The 25,980-nt window shown below is 45.5% G+C and carries 24 protein-coding genes and 1 riboswitch; of the genes, 12 read left to right on the forward strand and 12 right to left on the reverse strand.

The window, feature by feature from the left end:
• Positions 1 to 34: 34 nt before the first annotated feature.
• Positions 35 to 706, reverse strand: coding sequence for an ADP-ribose diphosphatase (gene nudF / locus Xinn_RS07270; protein WP_086955235.1), 672 nt, complete (start codon positions 704 to 706; stop codon positions 35 to 37).
• A 217-nt stretch (positions 707 to 923) separates the two neighbouring features.
• Between nudF and tolC the strand changes: the two genes are divergently transcribed.
• The 3 genes from tolC to Xinn_RS07285 all read left to right on the forward strand — a co-directional run bounded on the left by tolC (position 924) and on the right by Xinn_RS07285 (position 4,329).
• Positions 924 to 2,297 carry an outer membrane channel protein TolC gene (gene tolC, locus Xinn_RS07275; protein WP_086955234.1) on the forward strand — a complete coding sequence of 458 codons (1,374 nt, stop codon included), beginning with the start codon at positions 924 to 926 and terminating at the stop codon, positions 2,295 to 2,297.
• Between the two features lie 167 nt (positions 2,298 to 2,464).
• Positions 2,465 to 3,145, forward strand: coding sequence for a DUF1190 family protein (locus Xinn_RS07280; RefSeq protein WP_086955233.1), 681 nt, complete (start codon positions 2,465 to 2,467; stop codon positions 3,143 to 3,145).
• Between the two features lie 23 nt (positions 3,146 to 3,168).
• A complete protein-coding gene (locus Xinn_RS07285; RefSeq protein WP_086955232.1) occupies positions 3,169 to 4,329 on the forward strand; it encodes a glutathionylspermidine synthase family protein in 1,161 nt (386 codons plus the stop codon).
• Between the two features lie 133 nt (positions 4,330 to 4,462).
• Here Xinn_RS07285 and ygiD read toward each other — a convergent pair whose 3' ends face one another.
• Together ygiD and ribB are read right to left on the reverse strand one after the other, a co-directional pair.
• Complete coding sequence (gene ygiD / locus Xinn_RS07290) at positions 4,463 to 5,239, reverse strand: 4,5-DOPA-extradiol-dioxygenase (RefSeq protein WP_086955231.1); 777 nt, start codon at positions 5,237 to 5,239, stop codon at positions 4,463 to 4,465.
• 326 nt (positions 5,240 to 5,565) lie between these two features.
• Positions 5,566 to 6,219: a 3,4-dihydroxy-2-butanone-4-phosphate synthase gene (ribB, locus tag Xinn_RS07295; RefSeq protein WP_086955230.1), complete on the reverse strand. Its 654-nt coding sequence runs from the start codon at positions 6,217 to 6,219 to the stop codon at positions 5,566 to 5,568.
• A 120-nt stretch (positions 6,220 to 6,339) separates the two neighbouring features.
• Positions 6,340 to 6,526, reverse strand: a riboswitch (FMN riboswitch).
• Positions 6,527 to 6,684: 158 nt separating this feature from the next.
• Here ribB and ubiK point away from each other — a divergent pair.
• Positions 6,685 to 7,014: a ubiquinone biosynthesis accessory factor UbiK gene (gene ubiK, locus Xinn_RS07300; protein ID WP_086955229.1), complete on the forward strand. Its 330-nt coding sequence runs from the start codon at positions 6,685 to 6,687 to the stop codon at positions 7,012 to 7,014.
• 119 nt (positions 7,015 to 7,133) lie between these two features.
• On the opposite strand, the gene hldE is transcribed toward ubiK, so the two are convergent.
• The 3 genes from hldE to Xinn_RS07315 form a co-directional block, all read right to left on the reverse strand.
• On the reverse strand, positions 7,134 to 8,558 hold the full coding sequence (gene hldE, locus Xinn_RS07305) for a bifunctional D-glycero-beta-D-manno-heptose-7-phosphate kinase/D-glycero-beta-D-manno-heptose 1-phosphate adenylyltransferase HldE (protein ID WP_086955228.1): 1,425 nt from the start codon (positions 8,556 to 8,558) through the stop codon (positions 7,134 to 7,136).
• A 93-nt stretch (positions 8,559 to 8,651) separates the two neighbouring features.
• Positions 8,652 to 11,525 carry a bifunctional [glutamate--ammonia ligase]-adenylyl-L-tyrosine phosphorylase/[glutamate--ammonia-ligase] adenylyltransferase gene (gene glnE, locus Xinn_RS07310; protein ID WP_086955227.1) on the reverse strand — a complete coding sequence of 958 codons (2,874 nt, stop codon included), beginning with the start codon at positions 11,523 to 11,525 and terminating at the stop codon, positions 8,652 to 8,654.
• Between the two features lie 22 nt (positions 11,526 to 11,547).
• On the reverse strand, positions 11,548 to 12,501 hold the full coding sequence (locus Xinn_RS07315; protein ID WP_086955226.1) for a CYTH domain-containing protein: 954 nt from the start codon (positions 12,499 to 12,501) through the stop codon (positions 11,548 to 11,550).
• A 312-nt stretch (positions 12,502 to 12,813) separates the two neighbouring features.
• Between Xinn_RS07315 and Xinn_RS07320 the strand changes: the two genes are divergently transcribed.
• Positions 12,814 to 13,434 carry a TIGR04211 family SH3 domain-containing protein gene (locus tag Xinn_RS07320; RefSeq protein WP_086955225.1) on the forward strand — a complete coding sequence of 207 codons (621 nt, stop codon included), beginning with the start codon at positions 12,814 to 12,816 and terminating at the stop codon, positions 13,432 to 13,434.
• A 17-nt stretch (positions 13,435 to 13,451) separates the two neighbouring features.
• On the forward strand, positions 13,452 to 14,606 hold the full coding sequence (locus Xinn_RS07325; RefSeq protein WP_086955224.1) for a multifunctional CCA addition/repair protein: 1,155 nt from the start codon (positions 13,452 to 13,454) through the stop codon (positions 14,604 to 14,606).
• Here Xinn_RS07325 and folB read toward each other — a convergent pair.
• Positions 14,603 to 14,956 carry a bifunctional dihydroneopterin aldolase/7,8-dihydroneopterin epimerase gene (gene folB / locus Xinn_RS07330; protein WP_086955223.1) on the reverse strand — a complete coding sequence of 118 codons (354 nt, stop codon included), beginning with the start codon at positions 14,954 to 14,956 and terminating at the stop codon, positions 14,603 to 14,605. The two genes, Xinn_RS07325 and folB, sit on opposite strands and share 4 nt — an antisense overlap.
• Before the next feature lie 115 nt (positions 14,957 to 15,071).
• Between folB and plsY the strand changes: the two genes are divergently transcribed.
• The 3 genes from plsY (at position 15,072) to Xinn_RS07345 (ending at position 17,465) form a co-directional block, all read left to right on the forward strand.
• Complete coding sequence (gene plsY / locus Xinn_RS07335; protein WP_086955222.1) at positions 15,072 to 15,725, forward strand: glycerol-3-phosphate 1-O-acyltransferase PlsY; 654 nt, start codon at positions 15,072 to 15,074, stop codon at positions 15,723 to 15,725.
• A gap of 67 nt (positions 15,726 to 15,792) precedes the next feature.
• Positions 15,793 to 16,380 (forward strand): GrpB family protein, encoded by a 588-nt coding sequence (locus tag Xinn_RS07340; protein ID WP_086955221.1) that lies wholly within the window; start codon positions 15,793 to 15,795, stop codon positions 16,378 to 16,380.
• Positions 16,381 to 16,427: 47 nt separating this feature from the next.
• Positions 16,428 to 17,465, forward strand: coding sequence for a zinc-dependent alcohol dehydrogenase family protein (locus Xinn_RS07345; RefSeq protein WP_086955220.1), 1,038 nt, complete (start codon positions 16,428 to 16,430; stop codon positions 17,463 to 17,465).
• A gap of 117 nt (positions 17,466 to 17,582) precedes the next feature.
• On the opposite strand, the gene Xinn_RS07350 is transcribed toward Xinn_RS07345, so the two are convergent.
• From Xinn_RS07350 to Xinn_RS07365, 4 genes are all read right to left on the reverse strand, one after another.
• Positions 17,583 to 18,743, reverse strand: a complete 1,161-nt coding sequence (locus Xinn_RS07350; RefSeq protein ID WP_244590158.1) for a DUF4056 domain-containing protein — start codon at positions 18,741 to 18,743, stop codon at positions 17,583 to 17,585.
• Complete coding sequence (locus Xinn_RS07355; RefSeq protein WP_086955219.1) at positions 18,737 to 19,888, reverse strand: BamA/TamA family outer membrane protein; 1,152 nt, start codon at positions 19,886 to 19,888, stop codon at positions 18,737 to 18,739. Before Xinn_RS07355 ends, Xinn_RS07350 begins: the two co-directional genes overlap by 7 nt.
• Positions 19,888 to 20,880 (reverse strand): hypothetical protein, encoded by a 993-nt coding sequence (locus tag Xinn_RS07360; protein WP_086955218.1) that lies wholly within the window; start codon positions 20,878 to 20,880, stop codon positions 19,888 to 19,890. Before Xinn_RS07360 ends, Xinn_RS07355 begins: the two co-directional genes overlap by 1 nt.
• A gap of 138 nt (positions 20,881 to 21,018) precedes the next feature.
• Entirely contained in the window at positions 21,019 to 21,459 is a 441-nt protein-coding gene (locus Xinn_RS07365) for a bleomycin resistance protein (RefSeq protein WP_244590155.1), read from the reverse strand.
• Between the two features lie 194 nt (positions 21,460 to 21,653).
• Between Xinn_RS07365 and gntR the strand changes: the two genes are divergently transcribed.
• The 3 genes from gntR to gntU all read left to right on the forward strand — a co-directional run bounded on the left by gntR (position 21,654) and on the right by gntU (position 24,743).
• Entirely contained in the window at positions 21,654 to 22,649 is a 996-nt protein-coding gene (gene gntR / locus Xinn_RS07370) for a gluconate operon transcriptional repressor GntR (RefSeq protein WP_086955217.1), read from the forward strand.
• Between the two features lie 220 nt (positions 22,650 to 22,869).
• A complete protein-coding gene (gntK, locus tag Xinn_RS07375; RefSeq protein ID WP_086955216.1) occupies positions 22,870 to 23,406 on the forward strand; it encodes a gluconokinase in 537 nt (178 codons plus the stop codon).
• On the forward strand, positions 23,406 to 24,743 hold the full coding sequence (gene gntU, locus Xinn_RS07380) for a gluconate transporter (RefSeq protein ID WP_086955215.1): 1,338 nt from the start codon (positions 23,406 to 23,408) through the stop codon (positions 24,741 to 24,743). The genes gntK and gntU overlap by 1 nt, the downstream gene beginning before the upstream one ends.
• Positions 24,744 to 24,804: 61 nt before the next feature.
• On the opposite strand, the gene Xinn_RS07385 is transcribed toward gntU, so the two are convergent.
• On the reverse strand, positions 24,805 to 25,869 hold the full coding sequence (locus Xinn_RS07385) for an SGNH/GDSL hydrolase family protein (RefSeq protein WP_244590156.1): 1,065 nt from the start codon (positions 25,867 to 25,869) through the stop codon (positions 24,805 to 24,807).
• Positions 25,870 to 25,980 lie beyond the last annotated feature (111 nt).

A 25,980-nucleotide genomic window follows, 5' to 3' on the forward strand; every position in this document is an offset into this window, starting at 1 on the left:
GCACACTTCAGGTTTCCCAACACAAAATTACAGTCTATATTTCCAGCCACATTTTTTTAAGCCTTTCATGGTGCAATGCCAGCCACTGTATTGCAATAACTGAAGCCGCATTATCAATAATTCCCTCTTCAACCCATTGATAAGCCTGTTCTCTGCTGACGGTCAGAACCCGGATATCTTCATTTTCCGTCTCAAGACCATGAATACCGGAAGCAGTAGAAGAATCGACTTCTCCGACAAAAATACTCATGCGTTCTGTTGTTCCCCCCGGGCTTGAAAGGTAACTCAGTACCGGCTGACAGCGTTTTACTTCAATGCCAGCCTCCTCTATCGCTTCACGACGGACAACCTGCTCAGCATCTTCCCCTGTTTCAATCATCCCGGCAATGACTTCCAGCAACCACGGGGTCTGGCTGGTTTCTATGGCCGGAATGCGGATCTGTTCAATCAGGACGACTTCATCACTCACCGGATCATAAGGCAACAAAACAGCGGCATGACCCCGCTCAAATACTTCACGCTTAATATTATCGCTCCATCCTCCACGAAACAGACGGTGTCTGAACTGATACTCCGTCATTCTGAAAAATCCGCGATAGAGCGTTTTCCGTGAAATAACTTCAACATCCTGCTTTTTAAAAGTGAATGGTTTTTCTGAATCTATAGATTTTATAGAAATAAGAGGTGAGATAAGATCGTCGCGCATAAAAGCTCCTGTTTGTTATCTTTTAATTCTCTACTATTTAAATGTATTTTTTCACATTGTTCTAAGTAAATTGATTTTGAAGATACAAACACACTAGAAAATAAGGCAATATGGCACAAACAGCCACCTTATACTGCGAGTATTCTCTGCTAGAATCTGTGATATCGTTTTATGCAGAGGCAACTTAAGCAAAATAGCTGCACAACAAGGAACGCAAATGAAAAAATTGCTATCTCTTTTTATCGCTATAAATCTGGTAGGTTTCAGTACGTCAGGCCACGCAGAAGACCTGTTACACATTTATAAACAGGCGAAAGAAACTAACCCTGAGTTGCTTAAGGCGCTGGCTGATCGCAATTCGGTTTTCGAAGGGATTAATTCAGCCCGCAGCCCTTTGTTACCTCAGTTAAGCCTGAATGCCGGGGCTAACTATGACAAGAATTTCCGCAATAGTAAGCAAGAAAACCATGGTACTAACGCAGGATTAACGCTGAAACAGACCATTTTCGATATGTCCAGTTGGAATAAACTTAGTCAGGCTGAAAAGAATGCAGGAATTGCCGATATCGGTTATCAGGCAGCTCAGCAGAAATTAATTCTCGATACTGCCAACGCTTATTTTGATGTCCTGAGCAAAATTGACTCTCTGACCTATAGCGAAGCACAGAAAGCCTCACTCTACCGACAGCTGGATCAGACAACTCAACGCTTTAATGTGGGGCTGGCTGCCATTACTGACGTACAGAACGCCCGTGCCCAGTATGACTCCATTCTGGCACAGGAAGTCCATGACCGTAATGAACTGGATAACTCACTGGAAAAACTGCGCCTGATTACCGGTGTTTACTACCCGCAACTCGCCTCACTGAATATTGATCGCTTTAAAACAAATAAACCGAAACCCGCTGAAGACTTACTGAAAGAGGCTGAAACCCGCAACCTGAGTCTGTTATCCGCACGCCTGACACAAGATTTAAGGCGGGAACAGATTAAAGACGCTCAGACCGGCTATATGCCAACTATCGGCCTGACAGCCAGCACGGGAATCAAGAATAGTCATACACGGCATGGCGATAACAACGATCCAAGCGGTAATGCATATGGTGGGCAGAACTCTGTCGGCGTGTCATTAAGTCTGCCACTTTACAGCGGCGGAGCAACCAGCTCTCAGGTTGAACAGGCTAAATATAATTTCGTCTCCAGCAGCCAGGAACTGGAAAATACTTACCGTAAGGTTATTCAGGATGTCCGTTCCTCCTCCAATAATATTGCAGCCTCTATCAGTAGTATTGAAGCGAACAAACAGGCTGTTCTCTCAGCGGAAAGCTCACTGCACTCAATGGAAGCTGGCTACCATGTAGGAACCCGCACCATCGTTGACGTGCTCGACTCTACAACCAAACTGTATCAGGCTAAAAGAAATCTTTCTCAGGCACGCTATAGTTATCTGATTAGCCTGCTGGTTAACCAACAGGCTCGTGGTACGTTGAATGAAGAAGATCTGGCGGCGCTGAATAATATACTGGGAACACAGGTTTCAACCTCTGCCAGCAATATTGTTAAAGAGATGAAAACACCATCAATTCGCTGAATTAGTGTGCTATCGTTTTAGATTAAAAAACGTTATATTAAAAGCGCTATACTAAAGTAGCCCGCCGTTGTGTGGGCTGTTTATTAATATATTCTAAGGAGCCGTCCCATTGTGCAGAAGTGGTGGGATTAGCTCTTAATCAGATACCTTCAAGATGGATGCCCCCTATGACAATGAAACGGACAAAAGAGATTAACCGCGATAGTTTCCGCAAAGCATGGAAACATTATCGTCTGGCACCTGTAGCACTCGCTGTCAGTGCTGTTTTCATGCTTTCTGCCTGCGAGCAGAACGATGAAACGGTATCGCTTTATACCAATGCCGATGAGTGTTCCAAGGCAAATCCTTCTCAAAGTGAACAGTGTACCATTGCTTACAATAACGCCCTGAAAGAGGCAGAAAAAACGGCACCGAAGTATGCAACACGTGAAGACTGCGTGGCTGAATTCGGCGAACAGCAATGTACTCAGGCACCTGCACAGGCTGGTGTCGGTACTCAGGCTCAGGCACAAAGCAGTGGTGGCAGTTTCTGGATGCCGCTGATGGCGGGTTATATGATGGGGCAACTGATGGGAAATAGATCTGCACCTTCGCAACCCCTGTTCTCATCAAAATCGGCCAGCAGCCCGGCTAATGGTAAGTTTGTTGATGCTACCGGTAAAAGTTACGGCCCGGCAACCGCTGGTGGTCGTAGCATGTCAGTGCCAAAAACCGCAATGGCACCAAAACCGGCCACCACAACGACGATTACCCGTGGCGGGTTTGGTGATTCGGTAGCAAAACAATCCACTATGCAGCGTTCATCTGCTGGCTCAAGTTCCAGTTCTTCCCGTTCAATGGGCGGCTAAGTCAAAGCGAGTATTAAGTAAAGATGAAACGCATTAGTATTACTGAGCGCCCGGACTGGCGCGAAAAAGCAACAGAATATGGCTTCAATTTCCACACCATGTATGACCAGCCTTACTGGAGTGAAGAGGCTTATTATCAGTTCAGTCTGAGCCAGATTGAAGAAATCGAAGATGCCACCGCAGAGCTGCATCAGATGTGTTTGCAGGTTGTGGAAAAGGTAGTCAACAGTGAAGAGCTGCTGACAAAATTCCAGATCCCGAAACATTGCTGGGAGTTTGTCCGCTCTTCATGGGTCACCAGCCAGCCTTCACTCTATTCCCGTCTGGATTTTGCCTACGATGGTCAAAACCCGCCAAAACTACTGGAAAATAACGCTGATACACCGACATCACTGTATGAATCGGCCTTCTTCCAGTGGATTTGGCTGGAAGATCAGGTTAATGCCGGTAATCTGCCGTCAAATGCCGATCAGTTCAACAGCCTACAGGAAAAACTGATTGACCGTTTTGTGCAGTTACGTGAAAAACATGGGTTTGGCCTGCTGCATATGGCATGTTGTCAGGATAGTGAAGAAGACCGTGGCACCATCCAATATTTGCAGGATTGTGCTTCAGAAGCAGATATTCCGACAGAATTCCTGTTTATTGAAAATATCGGTTTGGGTGAAAAAGGGCAGTTTACGGATTTACAGGATCAGGTGATCGGTAATCTGTTTAAACTCTATCCGTGGGAGTTTATGCTGCGTGAAATCTTCTCGACCAAACTGGCTGATGCGGGAGTCCGCTGGCTGGAACCGGCCTGGAAGAGCATTATTTCTAACAAGGCATTATTACCGATGTTATGGAAGATGTTCCCGAATCACCCTAATCTGTTGCCTGCTTACTTTGCTGATGAACGTCCGGCAGACATGGACAGCTACGTAATTAAACCTTTATTCTCACGTGAAGGTGCCAATATTCGTATTATCGAAAATGGCCGTGAAGTTGCCAGCGCCGATGGCCCTTATGGTGAGGAAGGCATGATTGTTCAGCAGTTCTATGCTCTGCCTAAATTCGGCGATAACCACGCGCTGGTGGGAAGCTGGTTAGTTGATGATCAGGCTGCGGGTATCTGCATCCGCGAAGATCGTGAATTAATCACACAAGATCTGTCCCGCTTCTATCCGCATATCATTCTGGATTAACTCAATGATATTCAAAAGATATCTTGGGTAACATTGTGGTGAGATAAAGGAAATATTCCCAGTCACATAAGCAACTATGTAACTGGGTAAACGAGCGTAACCAACAGAGCATCAGCTGAAAAAATGCGGGTATTTACCCGAATTGGATTGTCAGCATACTTAAAGAGCCATCTTCAATACCTTCAATAGGTGTTGAAACTGGCTCTTCTTTATCCCACGTTCCCAGTACATAGAAAAGGGGCAGAAAGTGTTCAGGTGTCGGGTGAGATAATTTACCATCTTCCCTGTTTAAAGCCTGAAATAACGGATGTGGCTCTTCAAGGCTGGTCAGGTTTTCACGCACAAACTGCTCAAAAGAAAGTGCCCACGGGTACGGCTTTGCCCCCAGCTCTTCGTCTGGCAGGTTATGCACAACGTTTCCGCTGCCGATGATCATGACGCCTTCATCCCGTAACATAGATAATTTACTACCTACGTCATAATAGAAAGCAGCAGACTGATTACGGTCTATGCTCAGTTGGATCACTGGGATATCGGCATCAGGATACATTTTCGCTAATATTCCCCAGGAACCATGATCCAATCCCCATTCGTCAAAATCAGTTTCGACCTCAATCGGCTCAAGAATATCCTGTACCAAAACAGCCAGTTCAGGATAACCTTTCGCTGGATACTGTCTTTCATGCAACTCACGGGGAAAATTACCAAAATCGTGGATAGTTCTGGGTTGGGACATCGCCGTCACAGCAGTACCATCTATATACCAATGTGCAGAAATTACCAGAATGGCTCTTGGTCTGGGCAACTTTTGTCCTAATTCAAACCAAGCTCGTGAATAACAATTATCTTCAATGGCATTCATTGGGCTACCATGACCAATGAATAAGGCGGGTATTCTCTGGAGACTCATTCTCGTCCCTCATACAGCAAATCAAACATGGCGGATTATGGGTAGTCACTAAAAAATTATGGCAAGATTATGATGTTTCTTCCTTGAATATAACCAATCAAAAAATGATGGGGTATTAAATACTGAAAGGCCACAGGGTGTGGGCTGCGGCCTTATATGCGTACATGCGATAAGAACTGATATATTCTATCCTGTTCGGCTTTTTATTCCGAACTATTTTTCCCGTCATGACCCAAAACGCCGTTTTATCAGCTGTAAATTGAGGGTCATGAGATATTCCATACTAATGGAAGGCAGTATCAGTAGAAGAAAACTACTGTGTTCAATTAGCTGACTGCTTTTTCCAGCTTAATACGATATTCAACCAAATCTTCAATCGTGACCACGGGCATATCGTGCTGTTGGGCAAATTCAATAACCTCAGGTGCTCTGGCCATGGAGCCATCATCATTTGTCAGCTCACACAACACGCCTGCGGGTTTGAAACCTGCCAATTTGACCAGATCAATCGTTGCTTCTGTATGACCACGGCGGGTTAAAACTCCCCCATTCTGTGCCCGCAGAGGAAAAACATGCCCCGGACGATTCAGATCATTCGGCTGCGCGCCATCTGCAATAGCCGCACGAATGGTCGTAATACGATCTGTGGCAGATACGCCGGTCGTAACACCTTGTGCAGCCTCGATCGTAACCGTAAAGGCAGTCTGGTACTGGCTTGAATTGTTTTCCACCATCATAGGCAACTGTAATTGCCGACGGCGCTCTTCTGTCATGCAGAGGCACACAATTCCGCTGCCATGACGAATGGTCAATGCCATTTGCTCTACAGTCATTGTTTCGGCAACGAAAATCATATCACCTTCATTTTCACGATTTTCATCATCCAGTACCATTACCCCACGACCTGCCTGCAAAGCAGCTATCGCGCGTTCAACACGCTGGAATGGAGTACCGTAGGAAGAAAGTAGCGTCTGATTCATGGTAAAGAAACCTCTTTTAAGTATATGGGTTACCAGAATCAGGGCGATTTTGAGGAGTTAGCATTGCTTAAAAATAAAGCAATAAAAAACAACAGACGAGTGCAGACACCCGATTGATGCTGTTATTCTCTCCCATCCGGACTATCACCGTCGGCTCCAGAATCACACTGGATCTGCTGACCTCTGTTATACCCTATTAAAAAAGCAGAGTAACGACAAACAGAGCGCTCGCGGGCTTCATGAAATCATCAGAAAATGATTACACTTTACCGCCGGTAGGGACTTTCACCCTGCCCTGAGATAAACAGTTTTGACTATAACGTTAATGTTTCATCAGGGCAATCGGTAAAAACCAAATATAAAACCCGCCTCTCAATCATTTGTGCTTTCGCCAGCAGGTATTAAAATAGCGACAATATTATTTTTATTAAAACAGCTCTGGCTGTCATTAAAAGGATACCCATCATGCTCGACCCAAAAAAAATTGAACAAATTGCCCGCCAAATCCACAATGCGATGCCGAAAGGTGTTAAAGAGTTTGGTGATGATGTAGAGAAAAAATTGCGTACTGTATTGCAATCCCAACTGAGCAAACTGGATCTTGTTAACCGTGAGGAATTTGATGTTCAGACTCAGGTTTTACTGCGTACCCGTGAAAAACTGGTTAGCTTAGAGCAGCGCCTGAATGAACTGGAAGCCCGTCTGGAAAATCCGAAAACAGCGATTGATGCTGAACAGAGCAATACCGAGAAAAACAATACCGAAAAAAGTGATACCGAAAAGAAAGCTGATTAATACATAAGGAGAATTGCCGCAAAACACAATTCTCCCGATTATTCAGCTTGCAGGCTATGCCGTTTATGTCATCCGTTAAATCACGTAAGAAACATAACGGCATAATGGTTCAGATAAAACTACTGGCTTTTTATCGCTTTGATAATATTGCTCGTCGAGATACCGTCTTCAAAATTCAGTACCTTTACTTCACCACCAGCAGCCCAGACTTCCTCACTGCCAGCGATCTCTTCAGGCTTATAATCCCCGCCCTTGACCAGAATATCAGGCAAAATGCCTGCGATTAAACGCTGTGGCGTATCCTCTTCAAACGCAACAACCCAGTCCACTGATTCCAGTGCAGATAGTACAATCATTCGCTGTTCCAGTGGATTAACCGGACGCGTTTCACCTTTCAGACGTTTGGTCGAAGCATCACTGTTAACCGCCACAATCAGGCGATCACCCAATTTGCGGGCATTGGACAAATAAGAAACATGGCCGGCATGGAGAATATCGAAACAGCCGTTTGTCATTACGATGCGTTCACCACGTTGACGCGCCTGCTCAACGACTTCTTTCAGACGTGATTCACTCATCACACCAAAGCCTGTTTCCGCACGCCCGCGCACCGCATTTTCCAGTTCCACCGTGGAAACTGTGGATGTTCCCAGCTTACCGACAACCACGCCCGCAGCCGCGTTAGCCAGATAACAAGCTTCAGCCAGTGGTTTACCTGCGGCTATTGCGGTTGCCAGAACACCAATTACTGTGTCACCTGCGCCTGTGACGTCAAAAACTTCCTGCGCCTGAGTTGGCAGATGCAAAGGGGGCTGCCCGATGCGCAGCAGGCTCATACCGCGCTCTGAGCGGGTGATCAACAGTGCTTTCAGTTCCAGATCCTGTACCAATTGCGTCCCTTTCCGCACCAGCTCATCATCATCTTTGCAATGACCAACCACCGCTTCAAATTCTGACATATTCGGAGTCAGTAATGTTGCACCACGATAACGTTCAAAATCATGGCCTTTAGGATCGATCAGAACAGGCACACCAGCATCATTTGCCAGTTTAATCATTGCCTGAACCTGATTCAGCGCGCCCTTGGCATAATCGGACAATACCAGCGCGCCGATATTCGGCAGGGATTGCTGAATTTTCTCCAGCATAGGCTGCGCGTCTACGTTCTGGAACCCTTCTTCAAAATCCAGGCGGATCAGTTGCTGATTACGTGACAAAATGCGTAATTTGGTAATTGTCGGATGGGTTGCAACGGAAACAAAATCACACCGGACTTTCACACTGCTCAGTTTCTCGCTTAATGCACGGGCAGCATCATCAGTACCCGTTAACCCGACTAAATGCGAATTAGCGCCGAGTGATGCGATATTCATAGCAACGTTAGCGGCTCCGCCCGGACGCTCTTCAATGGTATCAACTTTAACGACAGGAACCGGAGCTTCCGGTGAAATGCGGCTGGTTGGGCCGTACCAATAGCGGTCTAACATGACATCGCCAACAACCAAAACACCTGCACGGTGAAAATCAGGGAGTGCTACGTTCATCCCATGCTCCAAATATCAAAATAAATTGTTGCGGATATTACCATAACCAGCCCGTACTCGTCGTATTTCAGGCTGGTTCAGCAAAAAAACTGTTCACTGTGGCTTATCGCCAAGCCACTTCTGCCAGCTATTATGTACCAGTGTTTTCTGTTGACTGAACCGTTCAACAGGTACATGACTGGATAATGCCTGTAAAGCAAGGTGGTGCAATTCATTTCGCAGAGTGATATAGGCCTGTGTCAATGAAGTTGCCTCTTCCTCATCCATAATGTTGTATTCAGCCATTAACTCAAAAATGCGGACATTATCAGACCAGCGAGCCAGTCTGGCGTTTTCCGGTGCGTAGCGCAGTACCTGATATTGAGCGATAAATTCAATATCTGTGATCCCTCCGGGATCAGCTTTAATATCAAACTGATCATGTTGATGACTTCCCAGATGTCGGTGCATTTTTTCACGCATTTCACGTACTTGCTGACGCAATAGCTCAGGATCGCGTGGCATACATAACGTTTCACAGCGAATACGTTCAAAATCGCTCCGCATTTTCTCATCACCAAATACCATACGGGCGCGGATCAAGGCCTGATGCTCCCATGTCCATGCCTCTTTTTTCTGATATTCATCAAAGGCTTCAAGAGTACTGACCAACATCCCTGACTCACCGGACGGGCGCAGTCGGGCATCCACCTCATATAACACGCCTGAAGCCGTCCGGGTACTGAATAAATGAAGTATCCGCTGGGCAAGACGCAAATAGAACTGACGGGCATCAATGGAACGATCACCATCCGTCATGATGCCCATCGGGCAGTCCAGTAAAAACACTAAATCCAAATCAGAGCCATAACCCAGTTCCCACCCGCCTAATTTGCCATAACCAAGAATGGCAAAACCCAGCCCCTGACGCTGAGATAAATGCGCCGGGGCACCAAAACGTTTTACCATCTGGTTCCATGCCAGATGAACGACTGAACCGATAATGGCTTCCGCCAGATAAGTCAGATGATCGCTGACTTTCATCACCGGCAGCGCACCTACAATATCTTCTGCTGCTATTCGCAGTAACTGCGCCTGTTTAAATTGCCTCAATGCTTCCAGTAACTGCTCTTCATCATCTTCGGGAATACGCAGTAAATATTGATACAGCTCATCCCGATAGGCCTCCAATGGTAACGGTTTATACAATGAAGTCGGATCGAGTAATTCATCCAGTAACACCGGATGATGACTAAGCTGGCTGGCAATCATCGGCGATGCAGCACATAAACGGATGACATGGATCATCACCTGCTCTGACTCCAGAATCAGTTCCAGATAAGTGGTGCGACTGACAATACTCAGCAACAGAGGAATTATCCGTTCCAGTACGTTATTGGCATCTTCCCTTAGCGCAACCTGTGCCAACAGACGAGGCATCAGATGATCCAGTACGTCACGCCCTCGCGGGCCAATGGTACGTTTGCTGATATCGTTACGCAGAGACACAATCATCTCGAGCATTTTATGAGCTTCAGGTTCACTGAGATGCGGAACAAGCACCATCAGTTCATCTCTGTTCAGGCTCTCCTGCCATAAACTCTTAAACGGCACATGAGCGGCAACTTCGCCACTTCCTTCCGTTTCATCGCCGATCAGTTGCTGAAAAATATCCCGGACAACCTGCATATTTTTTTCTGTTTCCGCGATTAAATGATCCCAGTCAGAAAACCCCATTCCCCAGCATAAACGAGCACGATCCAACTCATTCTCCGGTAAAGTCTGGGTTTGTTGATCACGAATGGATTGCAGTAAATTCTCAAGCCTGCGTAAAAACAGATAACTTTCTTTCAGTTGCCTGACCTGCTCCTGAGTCAGTAATGCCAATGTCTCGATGGATTCCAGCGCTTGCAACAATGAACGGGATTGCAGGTTCGGCTCCCGGCCTCCACGGATCAACTGAAACACTTGTGTGATAAATTCAATTTCCCGAATTCCGCCCGGCCCCAGTTTAATATTATCTTTTAAACCCCGCCGACGAACTTCCCGCTCAATCATGTTCTTCATATTACGTAACGACTGGATCACACTGAAATCGATATAACGGCGATATATAAATGGCCTCAGCATCTGGCGTAATTCGTTACAGTAAGCCTGATCATCAGACCCTAAGATCCGTGCTTTTATTAATGCGTAACGCTCCCAGTCCCGTCCCTGCTCCTGATAATAATCTTCCAGAGCCGGAAAACTGAATACCAATGGCCCGCTGTCACCAAACGGACGTAATCGCATATCCACACGATAAACAAAACCATCAATCGTCTGCTGATCCAATACCTTGATCAGTTTTTGCCCCAGCCGGGTAAAAAACTGGGCGTTGTCCATTTCACGACGACCGCCTTGTGTCATACCGTTTTCCGGATAGGCAAAAATCAGATCAATATCAGAAGAAAAATTGAGTTCTCCTCCCCCCAGTTTCCCCATACCGAGGATCAATAACGGCTGCGCTACACCAGCCTGATCTGTGGGAGTTCCCCAATTCTGACAGCAATGCCGGTACAGCCAGTCACGGGCAGCAATAATCAGCGTTTCTGCCAACGTACTCAGTTGTTGCAGAGTCTGTTCTGTTGTACTGATCCGCAAAGCCTGCGACCAGGCAATTCTTACCAGCATTTTGTGACGGAAAAGACGTAAAACCCGCATCAGTACATTTTCGTCATTGGCTGAAGACGCCGTCTGATTCAGCCATTCAGACAACCACTCAGAATAGTATTGCCACTCATCAGGCTGAGGAGGAGCCTGACGGATCTCAGCCAGCCATGCGGGGCGTGTCAGCAGGTTCTCTGCGACAAAATCACTTATCGCCAGTACTGCCTGCTCATGAGGTGCAAAACTGTCTTCTCCTTCCTCTGATTGCCCGAATGACAGCTGAAAGTGCATTACCGCATGCTTTAATTGATGAGTTAAAACGGATGAAAGTGGCAACATAGTCGGGTTCCATTGTTTATGATTATTGAGCCATCAACCACTGGGTCAGTGCCAGTTTACATTGCAGCCATTTCGCGCTGTAACACAAACTTTCTGCATCAGCTTCTGTATCAGCAGTTAAAAGGCTCTCTTTTAATTCTGACAATAAACCCAATGCCGGAGCTGTTTCGCCTTGTTTTTCAACCAGTAGAACAGCCCGTTTTAATACTTTCTCTAAGCCTGCTTTTCCTGCATTTATTCCTGCCAGCCATCCTTCCTCTTGTTGCTGCCACTGTTCCAGAATATCCGTCAGAAGAACAGATAACGGTTGCTGCCATTCCGGTGTTTCAGATACTTCTGTTTTCACACCTGCCAAATTTATGGAAGATGTTTCTCTGATAAGCGCATAACCCCGCGCAGCCTTACTACTGTTTGCCAGCCGCAACCCTCCCTGAAGCGCCAGCTTGTCCGCTAATGACAATACATCAGACACCTGACCGGTTTTCAGCTCCAGTTCAAATTCGCAAATCGGGGAGGTTTTCTTTCCGGCGCGGATTTCTCCCTGATCCAGAACAACTTCTATTTCACTCTGCCCATAGTTCACGACCCATTTCTCACGGGAAAAATCCGTGCTGAACAACTCAGCTAACGCTGCCTGTAATTGGGTAATATCAGTATTCTCAGGCCAGATATCAGCAGGAAAACGGACTAAATCCAGTTTTGGCTGATTGAGAGGAACGTTAAATTCTGGCCGCTGATGCAGGCCAGCAATCACTCTCCCCGCAGTTTTAATTGTCATTTCATACTGATGATCGAAGCCACGGATACGCAGCCCCATATCCCAGCGACGCAACTGATTATCGGGTGTCTCAAAGTAAATATTGGTCAAATGTTGGGGTGAGGTGTGATGATTAGGAAGCTGGAATAATCGGTTGCGTACTGTCGGTATCGTTTCGGGTTTTACGGACAGTTTCAACTCTACTTCTACAGAACACATATCTTTATCTCTCTCAGTTCATACTGCGCGGATCGTTTTTCATCCTGAATCACGATTTTTTCAGGAAAACTTTTCAGGGATGTTTTTCAGGATATGAAAAATAAACCACAATTGCCTGTTCTCTCAACAATGATTATGCAACTCCATCAAAAAAACCCTAACAATATCTGTATTCGGTCAGTTGATTGAAGATTCATTCTGGTTTACTGATTGCACCCACAAACTTAACTCTTTACTATCGGCCTGAGTAGTTTGAATAATTGGATAGCTTGAATCACGACAACCACATACACCAGAACAGTTGACAACAGAATGCAGAAACTACATCGATTACTTATTTTATTACTTGGTCTTACACTTCCGTTATCCGTGCATGCTGAAGAAAAACGTTATGTTTCCGATGAACTATCAGCCTACATTCGCAGCGGCCCGAGTACTCAGCACCGCATTATGGGTTCATTGAATGCCGGTTCAGAGGTTATTCTGGTTAACCCCAAATCAGATAATGGCTACTCGCAAATAAAGGACAGCAAAGGGCGTACAAGCTGGATCTTATCCAGCGAACTCAGTGCTATCCCCAGCGTGCGTGAGCGTATCCCTGCTATGGAGCAGAAAATCAAAACGCTGACGGAACAATTGGCTAATATTGATAATAGCTGGAATGAACGCACCGCAGAAATGCAGAACAAAGTGGCTGCCAGCGATAGAATCATCAATGATTTAAAAGCCGAGAACCGCAAACTCCAGAGCAAGCTGATTGTGGCAGAGAAAAAAGTAGAAGTTGCCAACCTACAGCTCGATGATAAGCAAAGGGAAATTATTTTACAGTGGTTCATGTATGGTGGTGCAGTCGCGGGTATCGGCCTGCTTCTGGGGCTTGTTCTGCCACACATCATTCCTCGCCGGAAACGCAAAGATCGCTGGATGAGCTGATTTTTAAGGATATAAAAGTGAAAGTTTATTTGGTTGGCGGAGCTGTTCGCGATCAACTGTTGGATCTGCCGGTGACAGAAAGAGACTGGGTTGTCGTTGGCGGCAACCCTGAAGAATTACTGGCGCAGGGGTATCAACAGGTAGGGAAAGATTTTCCTGTCTTTCTGCATCCTCAAACCCATGAAGAGTATGCACTGGCACGTACAGAGCGGAAATCCGGTCAGGGATATACCGGTTTTACCTGTTATGCCGCTCCCGATGTCACACTGGAAGAAGATTTGTTACGTCGGGATCTGACTATCAATGCCATTGCGCAGACGCCGGAAGGCGTGTTAATCGACCCGTATCAGGGCATTGATGATCTGAAAAACCGCATCCTTCGCCATGTTTCAGCAGCATTTACAGAAGACCCGCTGCGGGTACTGCGTCTGGCGCGCTTTGCTGCCCGCTTTGCGCATTTAAGTTTTTCCATCGCAGCAGAAACGCAGGCATTGATCACCGAAATGACTGCGAACGGCGAATTGTCATCCTTAACACCTGAGCGGGTTTGGCGGGAAACGGAAAAAGCGCTGGCATCACAATCTCCACAGGTTTACTTTCAGGTCTTACGCGACTGCGGTGCATTGGCGATTCTTTTCCCGGAAATCAATACGCTGTTTGATGTGATATCAGCAGAGACGAATATGGGAATTCACTCTCTGAACGTGCTGAAAATGTCAGCTCACCTGAGTATTGATACCGACATTCGGTTTGCTTCACTGTGTACTCACCTCGAAAAAGCACACATCAAACAACTGTGCGAACGGTTACGCATTCCTAACTCAGCTCGTGATCTGGCTGGTATCGTGGCGCAATATTATGACCAGATACACACTGCCGAACAGTTATCAGCCGAGAAATTGCTGGCGTTGTTTAATGCCATCGATGTATGGAGGAAACCTCAACGCCTTGAGCAATTGATTGTTTGTAGTAAAGCAGACATCTGCGCCCACACCGGATTGAAAACACCGTTATATCCCTCTGAGCAATATTTGCAGGACGCTTTTGCCATTGCAGCTCAGGTGAGTGTTCAACAGATCATTGCCCGTGGTTTTCAGGGTTCTGAAATCCGTACAGAATTAGAACGGCAACGGCAACTTGCTATTAATGACTGGCAGCAAAACCAGCATTAGCTGGCTTTGCGCTCAATCACAACACCCACACTTTGCGCCTGTGCTACTGCACCGGGTTTACTGACTTTAATTCTGACCCACGGTGAGTGAAACTGCCCCAGCAAAATATCTGCCACTTCTTCCGCTACACGTTCAACCAGAGCAAACTGCTGGTTTTCCACATGGCGGATCACCGTTTCACTCACTTTGGAATAATCCAGACAGTGCTCAACATTATCACTGGAGGCTGCGCGTTTATTGTCCCAGCCCATTTCGATATCGAACACTAGTTTCTGCTTAATCGTCTGTTCCCAGTCATATACGCCAATCGTCGTAATAACAGTTAATTCTTTAATAAATACGATATCCATCACGCTGTTTCCCCGTTTTTTAGTTCACCGGATACCACTTCCGACTAAATGTGCGTATTATCCATTGTTATAGTAAAGAAAACGACCCTTGTTCATTGGACATTGGAGATATCTTATGAGTGCTATCGCGCTTGGTATGATCATCTTCGCGTATTTGTGTGGCTCTATATCCAGCGCGATATTGATCTGTCGTCTGGCCGGATTACCCGATCCGCGCCAGCATGGTTCCGGTAATCCGGGAGCAACAAATGTACTGCGTATCGGCGGAAAAGGTGCTGCATTTGCAGTACTGATCTGCGATGTACTGAAAGGCATGATCCCTGTCTGGCTGGCATATAAACTCAATATTCAACCCTTTTATTTAGGTATTACCGCTATCGCTGCCTGTTTAGGCCATATTTACCCTGTTTTCTTCCACTTCAAAGGAGGCAAGGGAGTTGCTACCGCATTCGGTGCCATTGCTGCCATTGGCTGGGATCTCATGGGGTTAATTTCCGGTACTTGGTTGCTCACTGTGTTATTGAGCGGTTATTCCTCATTAGGTGCGATTATCAGCGCGCTGGTTGCCCCTTTCTATGTATGGTGGTTTAAACCCGAATTTACCTTTCCCGTCGCAATGCTTTCATGCCTGATACTTATGCGCCATCACGATAACATTCAGCGTCTCTGGCGAGGTCAGGAGAGCCGTATCTGGCATAAGCTAAAAAAGAAAAAGGAAATGACTGAAAAAGAGAAAATTCAGGCAGAACAGGAACAGCAGGACGACTAGCACGAATGTCCCCGCAAGGGGGCTTTACTATCTATCTTCTTTTCTTTCAGATGATGGAGTGAAATAAATGATTGCTCCTGAAGATATTACTTTTTTTCCTCCGCCAGATCCCAATGAAAACCCGTGGGTGCATGGAAAACCCGCCGAAGAAATTATCAAAGTCGTGGATTACGACCCTGAATGGGTCACTCTGTGGCAACAACTTTCTGCTGATATAAAAACGGCGTTGGGCAGTACAGCCCTCTGTCTGGCGCATATCGGTTCGACGTCTGTTCCCGGTCTTACCGCCAAACCGATTATCGATATCGATCTTATTGTGGGAGATCCCAGACAGGAAAAAAAGTATTTGCCTGCACTGGAAAAGCTGGGTTATTACTTAACCGTACGTGAGCCCAGTTTTTATCAGCATCGCTGTTTTCGTCTGGCAACGCCAAGAGCCAATCTCCACGTATTTGGCCCAGCCTGCCCTGAACATATCCGTCATATTCTATTCCGCGACTGGCTCAGAAAGCACTCTGAAGACCGGGATCGCTATATCTCTGCTAAACTTCAGGCAGCGGATAATGTAAATCATGTTATGGATTACAATCAGAGAAAACATGCGATCGTGCATGAAATATACATGAAGATATTCAAGCACCAAGGCTTACTGTAATTCAGCAATTCTTCGCGGTTATCACTATCACTTGTGAAGGGGGTTATATGAAAGCACTTGTTTATCACGGAGCCGGAAAAAAACGTTGGGAAGAGAAAGCAGCACCTCAACTCATTGAACCAACCGATGCTATTGTTCGCATAGTCAAAACCACCATCTGCGGGACAGACCTGCATATCCTCAAAGGAGATGTTCCCACTGTCGATCAGGGCCGGATACTGGGCCATGAAGGTATCGGTATTGTTGAGTCAGTCGGTGGCTCTGTCCGCAATCTCAAAGTCGGTGATAAAGTCATTATTTCCTGTATCACCGTCTGTGGTAGCTGTCCCTATTGTAAACGTCAGCTTTATGCACACTGCAAAGATGGCGGCTGGATTCTGGGACATAAAATTGATGGTACGCAGGCAGAAAAAGTACGTATTCCTCATGCTGATAACAGCCTTCATCGTCTACCGGATGGTGTCGATGAAGAGGCCGCCTTAATGCTCAGCGATATTCTGCCGACCGGGCTGGAAATTGGCGTTATCAATGGCAGGGTTCAACCAGGCAATACCATTGCCTTAGTTGGCGCAGGGCCTGTCGGACTCTCTGCGCTACTGGCATCTCAGTTTTTCTCTCCGGCGCATATCATCATGATAGATACCGATGATAATCGCCTCAGTGTTGCTCAGCAGTTTGGTGCCAACACAGTTATCAATCCGGCACGGCAAAACGTCGTAGAAACCATCAACAAATTGACTGATGGAATTGGTGTTGATGTTGCTATTGAATGTGTCGGTATCCCTGCAACCTTCCAGATATGTCAGGATATTATTGCCCCTGGAGGATTTATCGCCAATGTTGGTGTTCATGGCAAATCCGTCGATTTACATCTGGAAAATCTCTGGATTAAAAATATCACTATCACAACCGGGCTGGTCAATACAAGCAGTACGCCCATGCTGTTGAAAAGTGTTCAATCCGGCAAAATTTCACCTGAAAAACTGGTTACTCACCATTATCCGCTGAATGAAATAGAAACGGCTTATGACATATTTGGCAATGCCGCCCAAGAGAAGGCACTGAAAATTGTCCTGTCAGCATAACTGACTTAGCAGGAAGAGTTATAAGATGACAACTCTTCCTGCTAAGTGCTGAAAGCATCCCAAAATGTGCTGAAAGCACATGAAAAACAGCAGGTAAATGCTACGCGTTTGAAAAGGCTATTTTCCATTCAGCTGTTGCTGATACCTGTCTTGTTTTTCAGCATTCTCCGCTAACATTGGAAAATCTTTCACTGCCCAATACTCTTTTTCTGGCAAATAGTTTTGTGGTGAAGGTAAATTTTCCATTTTATTTGTCGGCCATAATTGAAATTCAGCCAGTTTATCCAATGAAAAATTCAGATAGGAATCCGGTAACGAGAGGTGTAACGCGAATTTATCCTTACCGAAAGGCATTAGTGGATAACGATCATCCCGCGTTTCATAATTCCTGCGCAATACCAGAAACTTTTGCGGAATGCTCTGATAGCTGTTCCACCATAAACCATCAACCTGATCAAACATCTTTTTCGTGCCTGATTTGTTGTAAGCGCCCAGTTCATTCAATGCAATTGGCAGGATATTAGCAATAGCAGCAGAAAATTGATTCACAGAAGATACCTGACCTTGCAGAATAAGCGTCAGCGCCAACCTCGCCCCCAATAAATTGGAATAGAGATCTTCTGGAGAGAAGGCCGAAATGGCCTCTGAAAAACCGGGAACAGACTGATAACCGTACCATTGGGCAATTTCATGCCACGCGGCTAACTGAAATGCCAGTTTTGCAGCCAAATAGGCACTCAGGGTATAACGTTCTGCGGGATCTGTTGGCGGTGTAAATGCAAAAAAGTGGATCTTACGTGCCGCAAGCTCATTATCCAAATCCAGTATCCACTGTTGACCAAGGTGAGCATAAATCTGGCTAAAAAGATAAAGCGTATAGTCCGCCGTATCTCTGACATGAGAAATATCAATAAACCCGCCTTTCTCAGTATATAGCAGGCCGACTTTTTCATTACTGACACCAAATACTTCCGCACTTGCTCCCAGAAAGCTATCGTTATAGTGGTGTTCTCCCAACTTATCTGCTTCAACAATATTATCAATACGATAGATAGGAACAGAAAGGCCTAACGCCTTAACTTTAAGATCATAACCAAATGCACAACATGCTCTTAAACCTTCAGGCGCTTTAATAGGTGGCAGGACTGGCCAGTCAGTTTTTGCCTGTTCGTGTGTAGTCGTTCTGAGCATCGGCTCAATAGTTATCACCGATACAGGTTTGTTTTGACAGGCTATCAGCAGAAAACTAAAGAATAGTGTGACCAGATACTTCAAAATGCTTCTCCAACCTGAAAATAGAACCCCATACTGCCTTTTCCGATACCAAAATCTAACCTGACATTCATACGTGGCTTAAATTCAAAACGGTAACCTACACCAATTGAAGGCAACCAGTGCCTCTCTCCCAGCGTTGACGGTGTATCACTTAACGTTCCCATGCCTATCCAGCCCACAACGCCGTGGCGCCAGTCCAGCTTATGCCTTAACTCTAACTGTGTGGTGAAAATATTTCTGTCACGGTAACGCCCTTCATAATAACCACGCATACGCAGACTATTCCCTAACAGGGATAGCTGATTCCACGGCACTTCACCGGTACTAAAGCGAGCATAATTATCAAAAGCGAGCACCGTTTTCTCAGATAGCGGGTGGTAAGTCGAAAACTGTAACTGTGTTGTATAGAAACGATGATCTCCGCCAAATTCGGGGGAGAAATAGGTGTAAATAAGTTCAAGAGCCTGACCATATTGCGGGTTGGGCAGGAAATCCCGTGTATCATAACTGAAGTAGGCACTTACCCCTGAGCTTATCACTGAAGCCCCGCCAACAGACTGCTCAAAATATTTTTTCGCCTGAGCTTCGGTATTACCGGCACTGACGGAAGAGAGATTCAGACCCAGCCCCATGTAAGTTGCATCGGTAACGCGGTACAGCACGCGGGGACGAATATTAAACTCACGCGAACGGTAACTTTCTTTATTACTGTTATCTTTTCCTGCGTCATAACCTTTCCCCCAATAATAGGTAGGTATGTTATTGAGCGTACCAGAAACAAATAACCGCCACTGGTCATCGGCAAGAAAGTTATAATTAGTAAAATTCAGACCAAAAGCGCCGGTCGATGAACCAAACCCACTGAGACCAAGTGAAGAATTCTGACTGATATGATCGCTATTATCGGGACGATAAAGCCCGACTACCGCCACGCCGATCCCCACTCCCATTTCAGGGGTATAAAAAGGCCCCGGCAGCACACCCCAGTCAATTTTCTTGCTGGTATCAAACTCATTATCACCACCTAACTCACTGAGCCAGCCATCAATTTTTTTGCGATCAGGCAGGATATCGGCATGAACAGCTGTGGTGGTAAAAATAAGAAGGCCGGATATCACCAGCCTTTTGATCGTTGTAAGGCACAACATTAGAAACGAAACTCGCCGGAAATATAGAAGCTGTTTCGGTTACCAAAACCCACTTCTGATAATAGATTGAAATTACGGGTAACCTCAAAGCGGGCACCAACGGTGTTATTCCATTTATGGGCAAGGTGTTGTTTGACGTCGAAATTTATATCTGTCGTTCCGGAAATCCAATGAAATGCTTCTGATAATTCAGGAGGAAGATCTAGTTTACTCACATCACCTTTAAAACGTTGAGTAATATCCTGATACATTGCACCAAACCATACCTGAACTTTGCTATTCCCTTGTTTAGATATTAATGGACTAAAGACAAATTCATAGCCAACACGAGGAGTGACAACAAAAGCACTGATATCACCGTCTAAAATATCCAGCTTAGTGCGGGTATAATTAGTATCCAAAGTAGCAAAAAACTGATTATATCCACCCGCAAGTGTTGCTCCTCCACCATAACTTTTTCCTTTAAAATTTAATGCAAAAGGAATATTTACACCATAAGGTTCTTCTAGGTTAAAAACATAAATGCTATCTATATTGGTTTTTGATACTCCTTTTGTTTTTCCATAAACACCATATAAATTCAAAAAAGGTAAGAGCCACGTATCCAACTTTAACAAATGGGTTTCATTTTTACTTCGAGTATTACCCGCATTAACAATAATTTTTTCTTCAAGAGGTTTATATTCAGGGTTAGTAAACCCAAATTTAATGCTATCCACAATCACATTCTGCCGCAGGTTCATATAACCATAACTGACCCCAAATGGCTCAGGAAGATCATAGCCTCTGGCTCGGGCTTCATCGCCCCAGATAGGCAGGATGCGGGATTCTGATTTGGCTGAGTGGGACAGACTACCATCGCTGTTCGTTTGCGGTACACCAGACTCAGACATCGTCAATGAAAAAAGCGGGCGTTCACTGTCTGCATAACTATATGAAGTTACAAGGCAAAATACAGTTGCTAACAATTTGCTATAGTTAGTTAAAGTCATAATAAACCCAAAGGAAAAATGGAGGATTCGGCAGACTAGCATAATCCCTGCCACATAAAATTAACCCAAAATGCGTACAACTGAATAACTAACATGAAATAAATCATTTCAAACTGATTATTTTCCATCCTAATTATTTCATGTACTCTCTCCGATAAACTGACTAAATCGGAGTAAGTAACCATCAGGGTCCTGAACGAGAAATTCGCGCTGACATGCATATGTATCGCCGCCAGTGCAATAATGATTATCGGTCACTGAGCGATACAATTTAATGCCGTTACTTTTAAGACTCACCAGCAAAGGCTCTACATTATCCACTTCGATTTGCAGATTAATCCCACGTCCCAGTGGCTTACTCAACTTTCCGGTATTCCAGCCACTATCATTAAACGCTTCCAGCATGAGTTGCGCTTCACCTAAAGCCAGATAAACAAAATCTGGATCTTCCCGCCTTATCAATACATTAAATCCCAATATACGCTGATAAAAATCAAGAGAACGCAAAAAATCAGTAACAGTCAATTCAGGAACCATTCGGTTCCAGTAAACTACATCAATAGCGCTATTAATATCCATGAGGTTTATTCTTATTTCATATCAAGAAAAACATTATGACAGTTTGTGAATAAATGGAGTCTCTATGTAATGTGAGTTAGCCAGAGTTTTTTGCTAAAAATCGTATTATTATGATATCTAAATATGTTACAAACACACTCTATTAGCTTATACCTGCCAATACTGATTGCACTTATTGATTAAACCGCATTGAAATGAAGAAAAAACGCCCTGTTTTACAAGATGTTGCAAATCTAGTCGGTGTCACCAAAATGACTGTCAGTCGTTTCTTACGCAACCCGAACCAAGTTTCCGAACCGCTGGGAAAACGGATTGCAGCGGCACTGGATCAACTGGGTTACATTCCTAATCGTGTGCCGGATATTCTCTCCAACTCCACCAGCCGAACAATCGGCGTTTTGCTTCCTTCTCTGACTAATCAGGTCTTTGCTGAAGTGATTCGTGGTATTGAACATGTCACAGATTATCATGGCTATCAGACCATGCTTGCGCATTATGGTTACTCCGCGCAGAAAGAAGAAGAACGTCTGCTTTCTCTGCTTTCCTATAATATTGATGGCCTGATACTGGCGGAACGGACACATACGCCTAAGACACTGAAAGTGCTGGAAACCACCGGTATTCCCGTTGTCGAACTTATGGACAGCGTATCTCCCTGCCTTGATATCGCTGTCGGTATCGATAATTTTGAAGCCGCGCGCCAAATGACAGAATCCATGCTCGGACGTGGCTGTCGAAGTATCATCTATCTCGGTGCAAGGCAGGATGAAAGAACGCTGATCCGTCTGGAAGGCTATGAAATGGCAATGCATAGTGCCGGTTTACAGCCAAGGAAAATGATGACTACAGCCAGTTCATCTTACTCATTAGGCGCCCGGCTTTTACAGGAAACCTGCCAGAAATACCCTGATGTTGACGGGCTATTTTGTACGAATGACGATATCGCGATTGGTGCTGTCTTTGAATGTCAGCGTCAGGGGATTAACGTACCCGAAGATATCGCGATAGCCGGATTTCACGGGCATGATGTCGGTCAGGTGATGACACCAAAACTTGCCAGCGTACTGACCCCCCGCGATCAGATGGGACGCCGGGCAGCAGAAGCATTACTCGCTCGCCTGAAAGGTGAAAAACTGGAACAAACCCTTATTGATGTTGGATTTACGCTTTCATTAGGCGAAAGTGTTTAATTTTTGTAGCTTAAAATGATGCTTTCCCGCCTCCAATTGCGATAAGCCTCACATTTTCTTTTTTTTCCAATCTTGATTGATTGCTCACCATCCTTTGCTACTGATAATGTTGCTGATAGATAGTTACCGGTAACATTTCACAGGTAATATTTCACAGAGAAAATTTTGCAGGTCAGTCACAGGAACGGCCAAGTGGCAGAATCTGCGCAAAGGAGTTTATATGAGCGATACCCAGCGACCAAACCACGTATTTATATTGATGGGGGTATCCGGCAGCGGTAAATCTGCTGTTGCCAATGGTGTTGCCCGTCAACTGGGTGCCGCTTTTTTAGATGGTGATTTTCTTCATCCCCGCGCCAATATTAAGAAAATGGCCGAAGGTCATGCCTTAAATGATGATGATCGTCAACCGTGGCTGGAAGCCCTCAACGATGCCATTTTTGCCATGCAGCGTACTAACGGCGTTTCCTTGTTGGTGTGTTCAGCCCTGAAAAAACACTATCGGGATATCCTGCGTAGTGGCAATAACAATCTGTCATTTTTGTATATGCAGGGGAATTTTGAATTAATTGAAAGCCGTCTGAAAACCCGCAAAGGGCATTTTTTCAAACCGCAGATGCTTATCTCACAATTTGAAACACTGGAAGAGCCGACAATGGATGAAAAAGATGTCCATTTCATTGATATAAAACCTACTCTTGACGAAGTAATTAAAAACACAATTACAACAATTGATCGTATTACTGAGGGCCATTAATGAGTACATTAACGCTGGTGCTGACAGCCGTCGGCTCTGTTCTCCTGTTACTGTTTTTAGTGATGAAGGCCAGAATGCACGCCTTTATCGCCTTAATGCTGGTTTCAATGGGCGCAGGTATTTTTTCCGGTATGCCATTAGAAAAAATCACCCAAACGATGCAAAACGGCATGTCAGGCACTCTCGGCTTCCTTGCTGTCGTTGTTGCGCTGGGTGCGATGTTTGGCAAAATCCTGCATGAAACCGGTGCGCTGGATCAGATTGCGGTGAAGTTACTGGGTAGCTTTGGTGAAAAACGGGCTAATTATGCATTAGGTATAGCAGGTCTTATCTGTGCATTACCCCTGTTTTTTGATGTGGCAGTTGTGCTGCTGATAGGGGTTGTTTTTGCTGTTGCACGCCGGACTGGCGGCAATGTAGTCAAACTGGCTATTCCGTTATTTGCCGGTGTTGCAGCAGCAGCGGCATTTCTGGTGCCGGGGCCGACGCCAATGCTGCTGGCATCTCAAATGGGTGCGGATTTTGGCTGGATGATCCTGATTGGCCTGAGTGCAGCAATCCCCGGTATGTTACTGGCTGGCCCGATATACGGTAATTTTATCAGTAAACATGTCACGCTGGATTTACCCAAAGACCTGAGCACGCCAAGCATCGGTAAAAGCCAGATGCCTTCCTTCACTTTTAGTCTGGCATTGGTATTGTTCCCGTTGGTATTAGTCGGTTTGAAAACCATCGCAGCCCGGTTTGTTGATCAACAATCAAGTCTGTATCAGTGGCTGGAATTCATCGGGCATCCGTTTACTGCAATTTTAATTGCCTGTCTGGTCGCAATTTATGGTCTGGCGATCCGCCGAGGCATGAGCAAAGATAAAGTGATGGATGTGTGCTCTTCTGCACTCCAGCCAGCAGGAATTATCCTGTTGGTTACCGGTGCGGGTGGAGTGTTCAAACAAGTGCTGGTTGATTCCGGTGTAGGGCCTGCATTAGGTAATGCCTTAGTCGGAGCCGGTCTGCCAATCGCACTGGCCTGTTTTATTCTGGCTGGCGCGGTGCGTGTGATTCAGGGTTCTGCTACCGTTGCCTGCCTGACCACTGTCGGTTTGGTTCTGCCTGTTATCGGTGAATTAGGTTATTCCGGCGCACAAATGGCGGCACTATCCGTATGTATCGCAGGAGGTTCATTGATCCTCAGCCACGTTAACGATTCCGGTTTCTGGTTGTTCGGCAAATTTACCGGAGCAACTGAAGGACAAACCTTAAAAACCTGGACAGTAATGGAAACTATTTTAGGCACTACCGGAGCCATTATCGGTATGATCTATTTCGCAATACTGTAATAAGTTAAAAAGCATTAACGGCACCTTATCTGATGGATAACGTGCCGTTTTTGTTTGTTATTTACTTCTCAATCAAATCAATAAACTGCTCATAAAACCCTTCCGCACTACGCTCATAGCCAGCAGCCGAAAGGTGAATATAATCAGAACGCGCAAGCCCCTGCAGCTCCCAACTGCGGATTGAGCATGTTCCTCCCATAAATTCCTGCCAGTTCCAAAACAAAGTATGTTGTTTTCTGGCTACTTCCTGTTGAATCCGAATAACTTCTTTAAGCAAGGCAGGCTGCTGTTCTTCACACCCTGCCGCATTTTTGTTTTTCAGAGAATCATTCGGGCCAATCAGCAAGATCACCGCTTCTGGTATCCCACTGCGGATCTTCTGTATTTTCGTAGTCAGATCCTGACGATAGGCATCAAGATCTAAAGAGTCATTAAAAGCTTCGTTCGTACCATAAGCGAGAATAACTAAATCCGGCTTCATCTGTGCCAGAGTATTCATCCATTCCGGCTGCCATTTATTCGGCATATTGATGGTCGCACCATTAATCCCCAGAGCAGATAATATAACGCCGCTATTTTGACGTTTGATCAGCCAGCCACCCATTTTTAACTGAGTATCCTGTGCAGAGAGCTTAAGCGGAAAAGAGACGGGATGCTCCTGCGAAAAGCGCCATTCACTTTGTGTCGCAGGCAATTGCCATAAAGGTGAAGATTGCGGTTTCAGATACGTTTCATCATGAGACTGATAAAGAGTACTCATTAGAAATGAGCCATTGTCAGGGGAAGATAAGTTCATTGTTATGGTACTGCCGATATGTTCCGGCGTCGCGATAAAACCACCCAGCGGGAAATCTGCCCGGTCCTCTTTTCGGCTGGAAGAGAGCCACCAGCCTGTCTTATCCCCAGAAAACCTAACACTGGCACTACGCTGTCCCGGAATGGTCATCGGGCTGATAAACCCCGGCCCTGCATCACCATAACGCTGCTGAAATAGAATCCGTAGCCTGCCAGTGAAAAAATCAGCCGCAGTGTGTGAATCGCCTAATTGAACGAAATGTAGTTGTCGGGAATCACTGTGACGCAATTTATCAGCCAGTAATAGAAGATTAGGATCAGAAAAATCCACTAATTGCTTCTGAGAGGCTATTCAGAATCTTTTTCACCCTGAACAGTTTTTCATGTAACCTACTGGAATGAGAAAAGTTTATGCCAGTGATATCAGTCGAGAAGTCTTTCA

Origin of the sequence: Xenorhabdus innexi (assembly GCF_002632485.1) — a bacterium.
GTDB classification, from domain to species: Bacteria; Pseudomonadota; Gammaproteobacteria; order Enterobacterales; family Enterobacteriaceae; genus Xenorhabdus; species Xenorhabdus innexi.